The 15,989-nt window shown below is 45.2% G+C and carries 17 protein-coding genes; 9 read left to right on the plus strand and 8 right to left on the minus strand.

From position 1 onward, the window contains the following. From EO92_RS09730 to EO92_RS09755, 6 genes are all read left to right on the plus strand, one after another. A partial coding sequence (locus tag EO92_RS09730; RefSeq protein WP_235283280.1) for a 4Fe-4S binding protein occupies positions 1 to 250 on the plus strand: 250 nt, incomplete at its 5' end. Between the two features lie 30 nt (positions 251 to 280). Further along, positions 281 to 1,039: an RNA methyltransferase gene (locus tag EO92_RS09735; RefSeq protein ID WP_048138727.1), complete on the plus strand. Its 759-nt coding sequence runs from the start codon at positions 281 to 283 to the stop codon at positions 1,037 to 1,039. A gap of 125 nt (positions 1,040 to 1,164) precedes the next feature. Then, positions 1,165 to 3,270 carry a minichromosome maintenance protein MCM gene (locus tag EO92_RS09740; protein WP_048171238.1) on the plus strand — a complete coding sequence of 702 codons (2,106 nt, stop codon included), beginning with the start codon at positions 1,165 to 1,167 and terminating at the stop codon, positions 3,268 to 3,270. 176 nt (positions 3,271 to 3,446) lie between these two features. Beyond that, complete coding sequence (locus EO92_RS09745) at positions 3,447 to 3,737, plus strand: DUF424 domain-containing protein (protein ID WP_048138723.1); 291 nt, start codon at positions 3,447 to 3,449, stop codon at positions 3,735 to 3,737. Positions 3,738 to 3,880: 143 nt separating this feature from the next. Next, a complete protein-coding gene (locus EO92_RS09750) occupies positions 3,881 to 4,504 on the plus strand; it encodes a hypothetical protein (protein WP_048136321.1) in 624 nt (207 codons plus the stop codon). Between the two features lie 31 nt (positions 4,505 to 4,535). Next, positions 4,536 to 5,498: a coiled-coil protein gene (locus EO92_RS09755; protein ID WP_048136306.1), complete on the plus strand. Its 963-nt coding sequence runs from the start codon at positions 4,536 to 4,538 to the stop codon at positions 5,496 to 5,498. A 188-nt stretch (positions 5,499 to 5,686) separates the two neighbouring features. On the opposite strand, the gene EO92_RS09760 is transcribed toward EO92_RS09755, so the two are convergent. The 4 genes from EO92_RS09760 to oadA form a co-directional block, all read right to left on the minus strand. Next, on the minus strand, positions 5,687 to 6,307 hold the full coding sequence (locus EO92_RS09760) for an S-layer protein domain-containing protein (RefSeq protein ID WP_048171240.1): 621 nt from the start codon (positions 6,305 to 6,307) through the stop codon (positions 5,687 to 5,689). Then, entirely contained in the window at positions 6,291 to 7,268 is a 978-nt protein-coding gene (locus EO92_RS09765) for a biotin--[acetyl-CoA-carboxylase] ligase (protein WP_048162016.1), read from the minus strand. Before EO92_RS09765 ends, EO92_RS09760 begins: the two co-directional genes overlap by 17 nt. Before the next feature lie 116 nt (positions 7,269 to 7,384). After that, on the minus strand, positions 7,385 to 8,866 hold the full coding sequence (locus EO92_RS09770; RefSeq protein ID WP_048136299.1) for an acetyl-CoA carboxylase biotin carboxylase subunit: 1,482 nt from the start codon (positions 8,864 to 8,866) through the stop codon (positions 7,385 to 7,387). Positions 8,867 to 8,888: 22 nt separating this feature from the next. Beyond that, complete coding sequence (gene oadA / locus EO92_RS09775; protein WP_048136297.1) at positions 8,889 to 10,607, minus strand: sodium-extruding oxaloacetate decarboxylase subunit alpha; 1,719 nt, start codon at positions 10,605 to 10,607, stop codon at positions 8,889 to 8,891. A gap of 446 nt (positions 10,608 to 11,053) precedes the next feature. Here oadA and EO92_RS18540 point away from each other — a divergent pair, with 446 nt between their 5' ends. Beyond that, positions 11,054 to 11,257, plus strand: coding sequence for a hypothetical protein (locus EO92_RS18540; RefSeq protein ID WP_048171273.1), 204 nt, complete (start codon positions 11,054 to 11,056; stop codon positions 11,255 to 11,257). Here the strand turns inward: EO92_RS18540 and EO92_RS09790 are convergent. Further along, positions 11,224 to 12,171: a class I SAM-dependent methyltransferase gene (locus EO92_RS09790; protein ID WP_048171244.1), complete on the minus strand. Its 948-nt coding sequence runs from the start codon at positions 12,169 to 12,171 to the stop codon at positions 11,224 to 11,226. The genes EO92_RS18540 and EO92_RS09790 overlap by 34 nt on opposite strands. Before the next feature lie 320 nt (positions 12,172 to 12,491). Here EO92_RS09790 and EO92_RS09795 point away from each other — a divergent pair, with 320 nt between their 5' ends. Continuing rightward, positions 12,492 to 12,704 carry a histone family protein gene (locus EO92_RS09795; protein WP_048136291.1) on the plus strand — a complete coding sequence of 71 codons (213 nt, stop codon included), beginning with the start codon at positions 12,492 to 12,494 and terminating at the stop codon, positions 12,702 to 12,704. Between the two features lie 236 nt (positions 12,705 to 12,940). Here EO92_RS09795 and EO92_RS09800 read toward each other — a convergent pair whose 3' ends face one another. From EO92_RS09800 to EO92_RS09810, 3 genes are all read right to left on the minus strand, one after another. Further along, positions 12,941 to 13,204 carry a 4Fe-4S binding protein gene (locus EO92_RS09800; protein ID WP_048136288.1) on the minus strand — a complete coding sequence of 88 codons (264 nt, stop codon included), beginning with the start codon at positions 13,202 to 13,204 and terminating at the stop codon, positions 12,941 to 12,943. Between the two features lie 175 nt (positions 13,205 to 13,379). Then, a complete protein-coding gene (locus tag EO92_RS09805; RefSeq protein ID WP_048171245.1) occupies positions 13,380 to 13,892 on the minus strand; it encodes a small multi-drug export protein in 513 nt (170 codons plus the stop codon). A gap of 196 nt (positions 13,893 to 14,088) precedes the next feature. After that, the gene (locus EO92_RS09810) at positions 14,089 to 15,093 is read right to left on the minus strand and encodes a replication factor C small subunit (RefSeq protein ID WP_048171250.1); all 1,005 of its coding nucleotides are present in this window, start codon (positions 15,091 to 15,093) and stop codon (positions 14,089 to 14,091) included. Between the two features lie 335 nt (positions 15,094 to 15,428). On the opposite strand from EO92_RS09810, the gene EO92_RS09815 reads away from it, so the two are divergent. Beyond that, a complete protein-coding gene (locus EO92_RS09815) occupies positions 15,429 to 15,968 on the plus strand; it encodes a DUF2284 domain-containing protein (protein ID WP_048171252.1) in 540 nt (179 codons plus the stop codon). Positions 15,969 to 15,989 lie beyond the last annotated feature (21 nt).

The following is a 15,989-nucleotide window of genomic DNA, read 5'->3' on the forward strand; positions in this document are numbered from 1 at the left end:
TAATAATAATAATAATAATAATAATAATAATAATAATTGGAACACAGTCAATATGAAAATCTATATTGATGAAGAGAAATGTACAGGCTGCGGGGCATGTAAGGCCGCCTGCCCTAAAGGCCCGAGGATTTATTCCATAGAAGAAAAAGATGGTAAAAAGGTTTGTGTTCTGAAGGACCCTTCTTACTGTCTGGGGTGCAGAATGTGTGTGACTGTCTGTATGGCAGATGCAATTACCCTCGAAAACTAATTTTAAAAAACACAGTCAGGATTGAGAAATTTGTCACTTGAAATTCGCGTAGTGCTTGTGGAACCCATGTATCAGGGAAATGTGGGATCGGTTGCTAGAGCAATGAAAAACTTTGGATATTCTGACCTGGTTCTGGTAAACCCCTGTGAGCTCGAAGGACAGGCAAGAGCAATGGCTTCTCACGCAAGGGATGTGCTCGAAGGTGCAAGAGTTACCTCAACCCTTGAAGAAGCCGTAAGAGGTGCAGACCTGCTCGTAGGGACCACAGGAGTCTCAAGCCTGAAAGGAGGAGAACATATCCGCCTTCCCCTTTATACTGTCAGAGAATTCAAAGAAAAAATAAAAGAATACAGCGGCACTATTGCAGTCCTTTTCGGGCGTGAAGATAGCGGCTTCAGAAATGACGAACTCAAAGGCTTTGATATGCTCATTACAGTTCCGACCTCAGAGATCTATCCAATTATGAATCTTTCTCATGCGATTGCAATTGTGCTTTACGAGCTTTCGGAACTGGAGGGAGGAAGCAATCCGCTTGCTGAAGGCTTTGACCTGCAGCTTATGTACGGGCATATGGATGAACTGCTTGAGGAAATAGACTATCCGGCTCACAAAAAAGACAAAACTTCCCTGATGCTGAGGAGGATATTCGGAAGAGCCGGGCTGACCCCGAGAGAGGTCCAGACTCTGAGGGGCATAATAAGGAAAACAGAGAGAATGATGGGATTTGCAGCAGAGGTTGAAGACCTGCAGAAAGCAGAAGATTCGGAAAGTATAGAAAAGTTCATATGATAATAAGCCTGTTTTACATCAGAATCTATTGTACGTTTTTTTAACTTTTTTTAGGATCGTTTTTAAGTAGAAACCGGATAAGAAAGGAAAATTTTACATAAAAGCCAAGTATTTTTGAGAACGCCATGACCGAGACAGAAAGCAAGTGGGACGAGAAACTAAAAAGATTCTTTAAAGACTACTACTGGAATGAGATCCTTCAGCTTGCAAACGAATATCCGGACCAGCGAAGTCTTGGAGTGGATTTTACAGATATCGAGAAGTTTGACAGGGAGCTTTCGAAAGAGTTTCTTGAGCACCCCGGAGAACTTGTATGTGCAGCTGAAGCTGCCCTGAAAGAAATTGACCTTCCTGTAGAAAAGAGTCTTGAGCAGGCTCATATAAGGGTTATAAAAATCCCGAACAGGATTCCTATCAGGGAACTGAGAAGTAAACACCTCACACGCTTTGTTGCAATCGAAGGCATGATAAGGAAAGCCACAGAGGTAAGGCCAAGGATTACTAAAGCCGCCTTCCAGTGCCTGAGATGCGGGCACCTCACCATTGTGGAACAGAACAGTTTCAAGTTCGAGGAGCCCTTTGCAGGCTGTGAAGATGAGACCTGCGGAAAGAAAGGGCCTTTTAAGGTTTCAATTGAAGATTCTACTTTTATCGATGCCCAGAAACTCCAGATCCAGGAATCTCCGGAAAACCTGAAAGGAGGTTCGCAACCGCAGAGCCTGGAAGTGGATGCCGAAGACGACCTCACCGGCAATGTTACCCCCGGAGACCGCGTCATCATTAATGGAGTCCTTAAATCAAGGCAACGCACCCTCAAAGATGGAAAATCCACCTTCTATGACCTGGTGCTGGAAGCAAATTCTATCGAGCACCTGGACAAAGATTATGACGAACTTGAAATAACTGCCGAAGACGAGGAACAGATCCTTGAACTTTCCCGTGACCCGGCAATTTATGAAAAAATCATAGCTTCCATTGCACCTTCTATCTACGGATATGAAGATATCAAAGAAGCCCTGGCCCTCCAACTTTTTTCAGGAGTTGTGAAAAACCTTCCTGACGGCTCGAGGATCAGAGGCGATATCCATATGATGCTTGTAGGCGACCCCGGAATTGCAAAAAGCCAGCTACTGCGCTATGTGGTTAAACTCTCGCCAAGAGGCGTTTTTGCATCAGGGAGAAGTGCATCTGCAAGCGGTTTGACTGCTGCTGCCGTTAAAGATGACATGAATGACGGCAGGTGGACAATCGAAGGTGGTGCCCTTGTTATGGCTGACATGGGGGTTGCTGCGGTTGACGAAATGGACAAAATGAAGACAGAGGATAAGAGCGCCCTGCACGAGGCAATGGAACAGCAGACTATAAGTATTGCTAAAGCCGGAATTATTGCTACTCTTAAGTCCCGCTGCGCTCTCCTCGGGGCTGCAAACCCAAAATACGGGCGTTTTGACCGTTATGAGGGTCTCGCTGAACAAATAAATATGCCTCCGGCATTGCTTTCCCGCTTTGACCTCATCTTTGTTTTGCTCGACACCCCAAACCATGCCCTGGACAGCAGGATTGCAAACCATATCCTTCAGTCGCATTATGCAGGAGAACTCTCCGAACAGCGGCAGAAGCTTCCCGGCTCTAAGATCACAGAAGCTTTTGTGGATGCAGAACTGGAAGTAATCGAGCCTGTGATAGAAGCAGAAATTATGCGGAAGTACGTTGCATATGCGCGAAAAAATGTGTACCCTGTAATGGAAGTAGATGCACGACAACATCTTATCAACTTCTATACGAACATCAGGAAGAGTGGAGAAGGCAAGAATACGCCTGTACCTGTGACAGCAAGGCAGCTTGAGGCGCTGGTCCGCCTCTCTGAAGCCAGTGCAAGAGTACGCCTGAGCAATATAGTCACTCTGGGAGATGCAGAACGGACTATAAAAATCACCATGAATTGCCTTAAAAACGTGGGTGTTGACCCTGAAACGGGGGCTCTTGATGCAGATGTACTTGCTTCAGGCACAAGCATGAGCCAGAGAAATAAAATAAAACTCCTCAAAGACATAATTAAAAAAGTCAGTGAGAGACATACCGGTGCCAAAGCCCCTCTCGAAGAAGTTTACGTAGAAGCTGAAAACGAGCACGGGATAGAAAGAGGGCGGGCAGAGGAATATATAAAGAAAATGAAGCAGAGAGGGGACATTCTTTCTCCGGACCAGGCCCATATCAGGCTCATTAATTAAGTCAAAAACAGTGGGTATTTCAACCCTTAAAAAAGTTGCTACGCACCAGAAGCCCCGCAGGCAGGAGCAGCCTACCAGCAAACAAAATAATGATGGTTAAGCTGTAAATACTAAAAGGGCGAAATGGTTAAGCTGTAAATACTAAAAGGGCGAAGTATTACTTAAAAAGGGAAAATATGTATCTAAAGATTTATAAAAATGAAGGGCGCAGGCTTGTTGCAGCCTGTGATGAAGAATTGCTCGGAAAAACCCTGAAACATGGCAACGCCGTAGTAGAGATCAGCAAGGCTTTCTATGGAGAAGAGTCTGTTTCTGAGGAAGAGCTTCAGAAAGCTCTGGAAGAAGCTATGACTGCAAATCTCTTCGGGGAAAAAGCAATCAAATGCGCCATAAAGTGCGGGATTATCGATCCTGACTCCGTAATCATGATCGACGGCGTACCACATGCTCAGGTATTCAGAGTTTGAAAAAAACTCTTATATCTCACGCTGTTTGTGTAAACGGCTAAAAAGTGGTATACGGCAATTCCCGGTTTAATTTTCCGGGCTGGCCCTACCAGAGCCGGATAAAAATAAAACCTATAAAAATAAAATTTTAAAATTGTGATACTGTGAGCGGAAATACTGAAGAAGCCGGGATCAGAATGCTGACCGAAGGGGAACTGATTTCCGGGGTTGTGGAAAAACACAACAGGTTTCTGGAAGAATATAGAAAGGAGTTTAAAGAACTGGACAGCAGGCTGACCCAGTTTGAAGAAGATGCAAAAACTGCCAAAATTTCCAGAACCCGTATGGCGGAGCGAAAAGAGGTACTGACGGAAAAACGCCAGCAATATTACCATCAGGCAGAGGGATTGCTCGAGAAAGAGCTATTTCCGAAGCTGGATACCGTAACTGCTGATAAAATAAAGGAAGATATTAAAAAACTCAAAGGACAGATCGAACCCGAAGAGGAACAGAAATTTAAAGACTCTTTTATGGAACACCTGCAAGAACTCGTCCGGGAAGAGGGAGTCGGAGAAAGCATTCTCCTGCAAACCAGAGCCAGAATGGAGGACGCCAGAACCTCAAACCTGGAACTAAAAGAGATAACAGAGTCTGAAAAACAACTTGAAGAGGATGATGGAAACAAGAACAGTGAAATTTCCAAAAATAAACCCCAGCACAAATGGCTCAGCAGCAAAATAAAAAGTCACGAAGAAGCCCTGAGTTACTGGGAAAAACAAAAAGTATAACAGTTTTCGGAAAACACGTGGGTGGTAAGACATGAACAACGACGTTTCAACAGCAGAAACTGCAACGGCCGACCTTTCAAACCTAAACGAACGGGAGCTTAAGAGCAAGGTGAACGAGCTCAGGAGCAGGATAGAGAAAAGTGAAAGGCAATTGGCTTCGATATTTAAGGAACTGAAAATAAACAGGACCGATATCGACGAATTGAAAGAAAAGAGAGACTCTCTGAACAAGCAGGTTAAGGAAAGGGTTGCAAAAGCACAGTCACTTAGAGACCGACGGGACGAGATTAATAAGCAAATTGGAGAGTATAAGGAAAAAAGGAGCGACGTAAATTCCAAAACCCAGGAGCTTTTTTCAGGAATTGCGGAACTCAAGGAACAGCGTGATGAGTGCAACAAACTCTCTCATGGAAGCGTAGAATCCCTATCAAGGGCTTATGAAGCTGAACTGGACGCTCTATTTAATAAAGAACTCCCCCTTGAAGTGGAAATCAAGATACTCCAGAAATTAAGCGATCTGAGTAAACGCCTTGAAGCTGCAAATAAGGCAAATGAGCTTCATGCCCAAATCCAGGAAAGTTATAGAGAATCCAAAGGAATTCATAAAGAAGGGGACGAGTTCCACGAAAAAATCCAGGAACTTTCGGACGAATCTCAGGCATGCCACCTGGAAATGCTCGAAAACTTTAAGGCAGCAGACGAAATCCGAAAAGAAGCAAATATGTACCATGCCCAGCTTACGGATAAAATTGCAAACATAAATTCCATTAAAGAAAAAATAGATCCCCTCAAGAACAGCATCGCCGGCAGCCGAAAGGAACTCTCGTCAGACCTTGACAGGCTAAAAGACATTCAACTCACCAAAGATGAGCATAAAGTCAGCCAGAAGCACAGCGATGCCCGCGAAAAACTGCAGAAAAATGCTCGCCTCAGCCTCGAAGACCTTAAACTCCTCATAGAGAAAGGAGATGTAAAGTTCTCTACAAAAGACTGAGAAGGCAGAAACAAGAGCAAAAAATAAAATCAGCAGTGTAAAACCGGTTGTAAAAAGTCTTTATTAGACGTATCTTTTCATCGGGAACTCTAGTGTGAACTACCCCTCCCTGTCAGGCTATCACCTGCTGAGGAAGGGGCTTCCCGCCTTAATGTTAAAACTCACTCAACAAACCACTTTTTCTTAAATCATTTCTTCTTATATATTCCCGCAAAAAAGCCAGTTACCAAAAAAACAGCTCCAATACCCAGAAGAAAAAGGGGTAGATCAAAACCTTCTGCCTGGTTTTCAAACAAAGGAGGGATAGAAGAGTTGTTATCAAAGTTACCGGCAGGAGGAGTTTCGGGTTTCTGGGGCATGGGAAGCCTGGGGTTGAGGTGTTGATACACTGGAGAGAACCTTACCAGTACTCCATTTGCCCCGGCATAGATGGTGTCCACTGTGAGGTTCAAAATCTCTGTAGAGTTATTAGAATATACAAAAGTGCTGTCCTCACTGACAATAGCGTCTTCAAGGAAAACTCCTTCCCTGCTAAGTTCGATCCATACCTTGCTGCCCTCAGTATCAGCACCTTTTACGTAAATCTGATAATCCTGTAAGAATGTGTAGTAGTCTCCTGACCGCACATAAATCTCGTCCCCATCAATTAAAAGAATAGGAAGCTTCCCCTCATCTGCACCAGCCGGAACAGGAAGTACTGCACAGAAGAGAATTGAAAAGAAAAAAAAGACCAGAAGGGAGAAAAAAAGTGCAGGCAGGAGATTTGCTCCTTCCCTGCTTTTTCGTCCGTGTTTATTTTGGGCGCGCATAAATGCATCTACCTGCAATAATTTCTTCTTGGGTATTATCTGCCTTTCTGATTATAAGTGCTCCGTCAGGAGTTACTCCAACAGCTTTGCCTTCTATAATCCTGGAAGGTGTGGTGACCTTTACATCTCTACCAATCGTATCCGAGAGTGCAAGCCAATCATTGAGTATCTGGGAAAAGGGCTGGGTCTTGAAACTTATATACTGCTGCTCAAGCTCAAAGAGGAAATCCTGCAGGAACGAAACTCTTCTTAGATGTCTTCCAAGCTCGACTTTCAGAGTGGTCGAACCTGCACGGAAAGACTCGGGAATATCCTTTAAATCCATATTTACATTGATTCCTATCCCGAGAACGACATAGTCTACTCTATCCACTTCAGCCTTTGCTTCGGTAAGGATCCCGCAGACTTTCTTCCCATTGATACGGACATCGTTTGGCCACTTGATGCGGGCATCAAGTCCCATATTGCGGATTACATTTGCAACTGCAAGCCCGGCAACAAGAGTCAGCCTTGAGGCGTGCCTGAGAGGAATCCCGGGCTTCAGGATCACAGACATCCAGATCCCACCGTGGGGTGAGACCCATTCCCTGCCCATGCGGCCCCTGCCTCCCTTCTGTATCTCAGCGATAACAAGGGCTCCTTCTTCTTCGGAAGCTGCAATTTCTTTAGCGACACTGTTAGTGGAGCTAACTTCCTCGAAGTAATGAATCTTCTGTCCCAGAAGAGTTGTTTTGAGTCCCATCTGGATCTCATCAGGGTACAGGAGTTGAGGCACTGATTTCAGGACATAACCCCTCTTGGGGGATGATTCTATTTCATATCCGTCCGCTTGAAGGGATTTGATGTATTTCCATACCATAGTCCTGGAAATTCCAAGCTTGAGCCCCAGTTCTTCCCCAGAAACAGGGGTTTTCTGTGCATCCTTAAGTGCCTTAATAATTCGAGATCGTTTATCTCCCATCCGCGCACCCCATACAAATGTATACGTTCCACCGTATATATTGTCTTAGTCCAAACATATGCATCATATCAAACAGACCGGAATTTCTCAGTAAAGTTTTCCGGAGAGTAAACTGGTCACCGCTGTGTTTTCTGGGCCATATTAACATATGCATGAACAGCAGCCGTGATCGCTGCGACCTTCTTGTCCTTTGCCTCCAGAGCCGAAGCCAGAGTAGCCCCTTTTTCACTATCGGCCTTAACGACCTCTTCCACAGCTTCAAGGATATTCTGCTCTTCGATAAAACCGGTTGTCATATCGCCTCTGCGAAATGCCGGATTCCTCATGACAGCTTTATGGAAGGGAATGTTGGTTTTGACTCCCACGACCACGTATTCGTAAAGAGCCCTTTCCATCCTGGCAATGGCATCCTCTCTTTTTCTTGACCAGACGCAAAGCTTGGAAATCATGGAATCGTAATAAGGGGAAATTGTATACCCAGTATGTACACCGCTATCCACCCTTACTCCAGGGCCTCCGGCAGAACGGTATCTACGGATCTTTCCTGGCGAAGGGGCAAAGTCGTTTAAGGGGTCTTCAGCGTTGATCCTGCATTCGATAGCATGGCCGTCAATAACGATATCTTCCTGCTCAAGCTCGAGCTTTTCACCCCAGGCAATCCTGAGCTGTTCCCTTACAATATCGACCCCTGTGACCATTTCGGTGATCCCATGTTCCACCTGCAGGCGGGTATTGACTTCAAGGAAATAGAAGTTCCCTTTAGAGTAAAGGAACTCAACAGTTCCTGCGTTTACATAACCTATTGCTTTTGCCACCCTCACGGCAGCCCCGCCCATCTGCTCCCTTAGTTCGGGAGTCATGATAGGGGAAGGAGCCTCTTCAATCAGCTTCTGGTGCCTTCTCTGGATGGAACATTCCCTGTCCGAAAGATAAACCGTATTACCAAAAGAGTCGGCAAGGATCTGGATCTCTATGTGCCTGGGCTCTTCTACGTATTTTTCAATAAATACCGAAGAATCCCCGAAAGCCGAACCTGCCATCTGCCGCGTGGAACTCAGGGCTGTTGCAAGCTCTTCCCTGGAATTAACGACTTTCATCCCTATTCCACCGCCGCCTGCAGACGCTTTGATAAGGACGGGATAACCGATCTTCTCAGCCACCTCGAGGGCTTCGGTAACGTCCTCAACTGCATCTTTTGTTCCCGGAACTACAGGGACCCCGGCTTTCATCATCAGATTTCTTGCCCTGATTTTACTTCCCATTTCGGCAATCACATGGCTCGGAGGACCTATGAAGATAATACCCTCTTCCTCACAGCGTTTTGCAAAGACAGGGTTTTCAGAAAGAAAACCGTAGCCGGGATGGATTGCATTGGCTCCGGTATTTTTTGCAACTGCGATGATAGCTTCCATATTCAGGTAACTCTGGCTGGCAGGGGCAGGGCCTATCAGATAGGCCTCATCGGCATACTTGGCAAAGAGGGCATTTTTGTCAGCCTCCGAACAGACAGCTACAGTGGAAATTCCGAGTTCCCGGCAGGCACGCATGACCCTGATTGCTATTTCACCGCGGTTTGCAACAAGTACTTTTTTGAACATAATACATTCCACCTTGCTCAATTCACTCGATTGACAGTATTATGTCACCAGGAGTAACCGTATCTCCTTCGGAAACAAAAATTTCCTTGACGGTTCCCGAATGTGGAGCATGGACCGTGTTTTCCATCTTCATAGCTTCGATGACAGCAACCGTATCTCCTTCCTTCACGACATCTTCAACCTTAACCTTTATGGAAAGCACCATACCCTGCATTGAGCTGGAAACTCCTCCTTTAATGGATTCAGCGCTTGGCTTTTTAGGGGATGCCTCGGAGATGGAAACCCCGCCGAGAGGCTCGATCTTGACTTCGTAGACCTCGTCATCTACCTCGACTCTGAAGTGAGTAGGCATTGTATACTCCTGAGGAGCCACAGGGGCAGGAGCAATAACTGCCAGGGATTCTTCTTCCATTTCCCCTTTCAGGAACTTCGGAGCAATTGCCGGATAAAGGATGTATGTAAGGATATCTTCTTCGGATTTTGCAATGCCCATTTCCTCGGCTTCTTTTTTCCTCTTCTCATATTCAGGCTTGAGGAGGTCTGCAGGGCGGCAGTGAATCGGCTCTTCGTCGCCTATGATCTTTCCGACAATTTCAGGGCTGATTGGGGCAGGAGAGCGCCCATAGAGCCCGCGTACATAATCCTTTACCTCTTTAGGAATGACCTTGTAACGTTCTCCCATGAGCACATTGAGCACAGCCTGCGTGCCTACAATCTGGCTTGTAGGAGTAACAAGAGGCGGATACCCGAGCTCTTTTCTGACTTTCGGCATCTCGTCAAGCACAGCCGCATACTTGTCAAGGGCATTCTGCTCTTTTAACTGGGAAACCAGGTTAGAGAGCATGCCTCCCGGGATTTGATAGATAAGGACATTGGTGTCGATTTGTTCGGAAATTGGGTCAAGAATCCCCCGGTACTTGTCCTTCAGGTCTTTGAAATACCTGACAACCTCTTCAAAGGCTCCAAGGTCAAGACCTGTATCATACGGAGTTCCCTTAAGAGCTGCAACAACGGTCTCTGTAGGCGGCTGGGAGGTACCCCATGCCAGAGGAGAGAGTGCAGTGTCCAGAACATCCACCCCAACATTACAGGCTGCCATATAACTCATCGGGGCCATTCCCGAAGTGCAGTGGCAGTGTAGAGAAATTGGGATAGAGATCTCTTTTTTCATGGCACTGATTATCCGGGTGGCATCATTGGGAGAGAGAAGTCCTGCCATATCTTTGATACAGAGGGAGTCACATTCCAGCTCTTCAAGCTGTTTTGCAAGCTCCACATACTTTTCTACTGTATGTACAGGGCTTATGGTGTAGCAGACCGTGCCCTGTACGTGGGCTCCCAGGCCTTTTGCCACTTTGATAGAAAGTTCCATATTCCGGATATCATTGACAGCATCGAAAACCCGAAAAATGTCAATGCCGTTTTCATAGGCTTTGGTGACGAACTTTTCAACAACGTCATCTGAATAGTGCCTGTATCCTACAAGGTTCTGGCCGCGGAGCAGCATCTGAGCATCTGTGTTGACCATCTTTTTCTTGAGGTCCCTGAGGCGCTGCCAGGGATCTTCATTAAGGTAGCGAATACAGGTGTCGAAGGTGGCACCTCCCCACATCTCGAGAGAAAAATACCCAATCTGGTCCAGTTGTTCAACCACTTCGAGCATGTCCCTTGTCCGCATCCTGGTTGCCAGGAGGGACTGGTGTGCATCCCGGAGGACGGTTTCAGTAATTTTTACACGCATGGATGAGCCTCTTAAATCGAATCAAAAAACAGAATTTATTGAAATATACTCATCCGTGACTTTTCCAGAGAGATTAATCTGGAATTTCCTGAGTATAGATAGGAACTTGTTTTTTGATTCGGATCGGTCAAAGCATATAAGTCTCCTGGTAGCTATCATGTGCAGTAGCATGTGCAGTAGCCTGCAATTTGCCTGGAGAGGGGTTAATTCGGTATAATAGAACCGAATCTCCGGTACCGCATAATGTAGCAGGAGAAAATTAATATTACAAGATACGCCCGCAAAACTCAACGTGTCTTGCGTCGATAGGAATATTTTTAATAATACCATTGTTAACAAGTAAATACTTTTCGCTGCCGTTAACATTAGAGAGTACTCATCTCAAAAAGAAGCTCCCGGATCAGAAAAACAACTATAATACAATAATAGGAGAACTCCTAACCCTGGTGGAAAAAAGAAAGAAAAAGAGGATAAAACAAAAGAAAAAGAGAAGAAAACAAAAGAAAAAGAGAAGAAAACAAAAGAAAAAGAGAAGAAAACAAAAGAAAAAGAGGATAAAACAAAAGAAAAAGAGAAGAAAACAAAAGAAAGCTCATTGTCTGGAAAATACACTTTTTTACTTTCGCCCGACAAAGAGCCACTGGTCATAAGTACCTTCTGAATCCGTGTTGTCCACGATCTCCCCCTCGACCCCTGCCTTAAGGAGAGTATCGGCGAGAATTTCAATCTCTGGTTTGCTGCTTACGGTAAAGAGCAGGACAGCCCCATCAGCTGCAACCGAGACGGCCTCTCTCATAATGCCGGTCCAGAGCTCCTTGTTAAATTCATAGACAAGCCCCAGCATGAAGCCCATTACGGCATCAAAACTGCCGGGCTCAAAGTATCTTGAAATGGCTGTTGCATCCATAACCACAGCCCTTTGAGGGTTCAGGACCTGCTGCTCGAGCCCCTGACAGACAGTACACTTATTGATTTCTATTGCCAGAGGATCCAGCCCGAGCCTGTAGAGGGCGAGCGTTGACATCCCGTTTCCACAGCAAACCTCAAGGAGCCTGCCTTCGGGGTAATAACCTTTTTTTCGGAGAAGATCAAAAATTTCGGTGACTCTCTTTACACGATTTTCTGAAAAAACACTTTTATAGGACTCAGGTCTCACAGAGCAGCCCGGACAGAAGTTCCGGCTAACAAGCATAAGGGAGTAGTATTCATTTATTGCGTTCCGCCAGGTTTCGGGAGGAAGTTCAATATCCTTTTCAGGAGGGTGTAGGGCAAGAATGGAGTCTGCAAGGACTTCAAATCTGGTTTTCAGGGAAGCCGACGCAAGGGCTCCGGTAAATACTGACCAGAAATCTACAGGAACGTTTCCATCTGCAGGATTGAAAAACAGCAATCCCAACGTGTGTTCCCCCTCCCTGACCCTTATAAGCCGAATGCTTTCCGCGCCAGGAAAGTTTCGGACTCCGTTAAGATACTGGAGCGTACGCTCAGGAGTTCTCTGTGTGGTATAACTTTCTTCTACAAAGTAGATCTCTTCATTTAGGTCAAGGAGTTCCTGTAAGAACATGTTTGACTAGATTCGAATAATCTAATATCAAGATTTCGAAAAAGAGATTCCGAATAAAAAGATGGGAATAAAAGTTCATTGAATAACGAGTTTAAAAGACTTCCAAGAATTTACGGGTATAAGAGAATGATTATAAAAATAGTTTGAAAGAGAAAAAGAGGTAAATGGGCTTTACAAAGTAAATAAAGGGGAAAAAGAGCATTAAAGGCTGAATAAGAAGTGAAGAAAACCCCGATATAAGCAAAGGTATTTATAGAATCTGATTACAAAATCAGAGATTAGAAGGAATTTATATTAACAAAAAGAACCTGGAGGATAATATGGCAGCAAAAGTTATACCGTTTGCACCAATTGAGCGTTTAATAAGGACAGCAGGTGCCCACAGAGTAAGCGAGAGTGCAGGAATGGCCCTTACGGAAATCCTGGAAGAATATGGGCTTCAGATTTCAAAAGAAGCTATCAAACTTGCAGAGCACGCCGGCAGAAAAACCGTAAAGGCTGAAGATATAAAACTAGCAACAGAAATGCTGTAAATAAAAAGAGATATTCCTGGTAGGCAATCACAGATTAGGAGGGTGTAAGCACCCAGCTTCAACCCATTTGGCACCAAGTTAAATGGGCAATACTACAAAAAGTATTGGAAGAAACCGGCTTGCCAGCGTTCTGAAATACCGGTTCAATAATACGAATCCCGTTTTTAGGGATAAAAATAACTAAAAATACAAAATGCTGAAAAACAGCATTTTTCCTATTTTTACTGTTATCCTTATTATGCAGTCGCGGATTCAAGCTCAACTATAGTGAGAGATTCCACAGGGCAAATCTTTGAGCAGGCTCCGCAGCGGATGCAGACTTCGTCACTGATAATTGCCATCCCGTCGATGATCCGGATTGCAAGTTCAGCAGTCTCAGGATCAAAATCATCGCTTTTCATTAGTTTTGCGTTCACAGGGCAAACGGAATAACAGATGCCGCACCCAATACATTTTTCGGACTGAACTATTTTTTTGTTTTTCTTATCTGCCTTTGCCATTAAAAATCACCTCAAAAAAATCCAGATAATTGCCAGACAACGGGAAATATACCGCATAAGAAGCTGTAAAAGCGAGACTGGCTGCAAATATAAAGAGAAATTTATATTTGTTCTGTCTATGATATATTTGATATTTTTAAGGTATATGAAGATTTCGAAGAGCCTGACCTCATGGTCAAACTCCGAAAATAAGGTCAGCCAGGCCCATGCCCGTCATCGTGAGTACAGTTACAATGGCTCCTGCTATCATTACCCCTGCAGCGATTGCTGGCAGTGAATGCTTGAACTTGATCCCGAACACAAAAGCGGCTGCACAGCCGGTCCAGGCTCCGGTAACTGGCAGAGGCACGGCAACGAAGAGGGTCAGGGCAAGGAGTCCGTATTTTTCAAAGTTTTCAGTGTGGTTTCGTCGGGTCCTTGAAAAGAGCCACGTGAAAAAGACATCGAAGATGTGGTAACGCCTCAGGTACCCGGAGACTGGCTCGAGGAAAAGCAGAAGGGGGACCACAGGAATAAGGTTTCCAAGCACCGAAAGGACATAAGCCTCAAGAGGCCCCATTCCATAGATGCCCATGGCAACAGGAATTGCGCCCCTCAGTTCGGAGATCGGAAGAGCCCCTATAACCATTACTGCAAGCCAATGGGGTACAGACCCCAGCATTTCGACCAATAAATTTTCAACAGACATGATGATCAGGAGTGATAACTATAATCTTTTGAGAGAAAAAGGCTCGCTTCAGTCAGCCTTTTTCTGCCGTTCAGAGATCTGGATGTAGAGCTTGCGGCAAACCTGTTTATCTGCCAGCTAACTCCGGAAACCACATAAGTAGGGTATCCCCGATGTAGAGCTTGCGGCAAACCTGGTTATCAGGAATTATAAAGCCTCATTCATCTCTTGAAAGAGCAAAATGTGCAAGTAAGGCTTCCAGCTGGATTTTTTCGCTGGCTCCTTCGGTAAGCCTGAAGTCGGTCTCCCCGATGATATCCACAAGTGCGACAATGTCCCTTTCCGAAAGCCCGAGATCCAGAACCATAAGGTTATCCATTTCAGAAACCACCCTGTAGATCTGTCCCACGATGTCTTCTCCGGAAAGCCCTTCTTCATAGAGCAGCCTGTTAAGCTCTTTTCTGGCAGCCCTGAAGTTTCCGCGCAGGGCAGTCTCGATCAGATCCTTTATCTCTTCAGGGTTTGCGGTTGCCGTAGTCCTGTAAATAGTTTCCCTGGAAATAGGCTTTTCCGTATCAATGAAGACAGCAGCTTGAAGAGAATTGACAGCTTTTCGCATGTCTCCCTGAGCTACATAAATCAGAGCTTCATACCCGCCTTCGGTAATGGACAAACCCTGGTCTTCAGCAATGTATTCAAGACGTTTTTTAATGGCTTCATCGGAAAGTCGCCTGAACCTGTAAACTGCACACCTGGACTGAATAGGCTCAATGATCTTGGAGGAGTAATTACATGAGAGGATAAAACGGCAGTTGCTGCTGAATCTTTCCATGGTCCTGCGGAGTGCAGACTGCGCATCCGAGGTAAGGGCATCGGCTTCATCAAGGAAAATGATCTTAAACGGAGCTCCGCCCATAGGGGCGGTTTTTGCAAAGTTTTTAATCTTGTTTCTAACGATATCAATACCCCTTTCATCGGAAGCATTGAGTTCGGTAAAATTTTCTCGCCATAACTCTTCCCCAAAAATCTCCCTTGCAATTGAAACTGCAGAAGCTGTTTTCCCGACACCAGGAGGCCCGGAAAAGAGGAGGTGAGGAAGGTTTTTAGTTGCCACATAAGACATCAGGCGCTCGATTATATCGTCCTGCCCTGCTACCTGATTAAGCCTGACCGGTCTGTATTTTTCAATCCAGATCTCTTCTTTAATCTTAGAGTCCTCCATTAATGTTTACACCTTAATTAGAGAAGATAATATTTAAACTTTCGAATGTTTGCGATATATAAGGCATGCCGACCGCATTTCGAAACAGGAGAACCCTCATAAGTCAAAACCCGGGAACGGGGATAAATAAGAAGGCAAGAATAAAAGGATATCAGGATTTAAAACAAAAAGCCCTGAATATAAGAGAAAACGAAAGTTTATTGAAAGAGACTTCCGGTTGCGAATGTATTTTTTGTGCAAAACGACTGTCTTAAATGAGAGATGAGAGGAATTCATTAGAGTGTTAAAGAGTTAGAGGGACTGAGAGTAAAAGGATTTAGATGAGAGGGATTTAATTGCCCGAGAATTTACACATTTTAATTGAAAAGGCTTCAAGCCTGGGACTTAAAGTCTACCCCCTGGAATCAGGAGATCTTGTGGTGGAGAACCGGATAGCCCTGAAATGTACCCACGGCTGCCGGAACTATGGAGAGAGGCTTAGCTGTCCTCCCCACATCCTTTCCATTGAAGAATTCAGGAAGATCCTTTCAGAATACAGAAATGCACTCCTCCTCGTGGAAGAACACGATACTGCAGATGTGCAGGATATCCTCGAAGCCTGGGGAGAACTCCAGAAAGAGTCCTTCAGTAAGATGTTCGAGCTGGAACAGGAAGCTTTCAGGAAAGGCTTTATCTACGCCCACCTGCTCCGGCCCGGCCCCTGCAACGAATGCGAGAGGTGCAACCTGGAAAAGTGCGTAAAGCCCGAGCTCAGGCGTTTTCCCCCGGAGGCCGGGGGAGTCAACCTGCAGAAGGTTCTGGAAAAAGCAGGTATCGAGCTTGAGTTTTGCAGACCTGAAAAAACAATGTGTGTAGGGGTTCTCCTTGTGGAATGAAAAACTAAAAAAGCCAGGACA

This window comes from Methanosarcina sp. 2.H.A.1B.4 (assembly GCF_000979385.1).
Taxonomy (GTDB): Archaea; Halobacteriota; Methanosarcinia; order Methanosarcinales; family Methanosarcinaceae; genus Methanosarcina.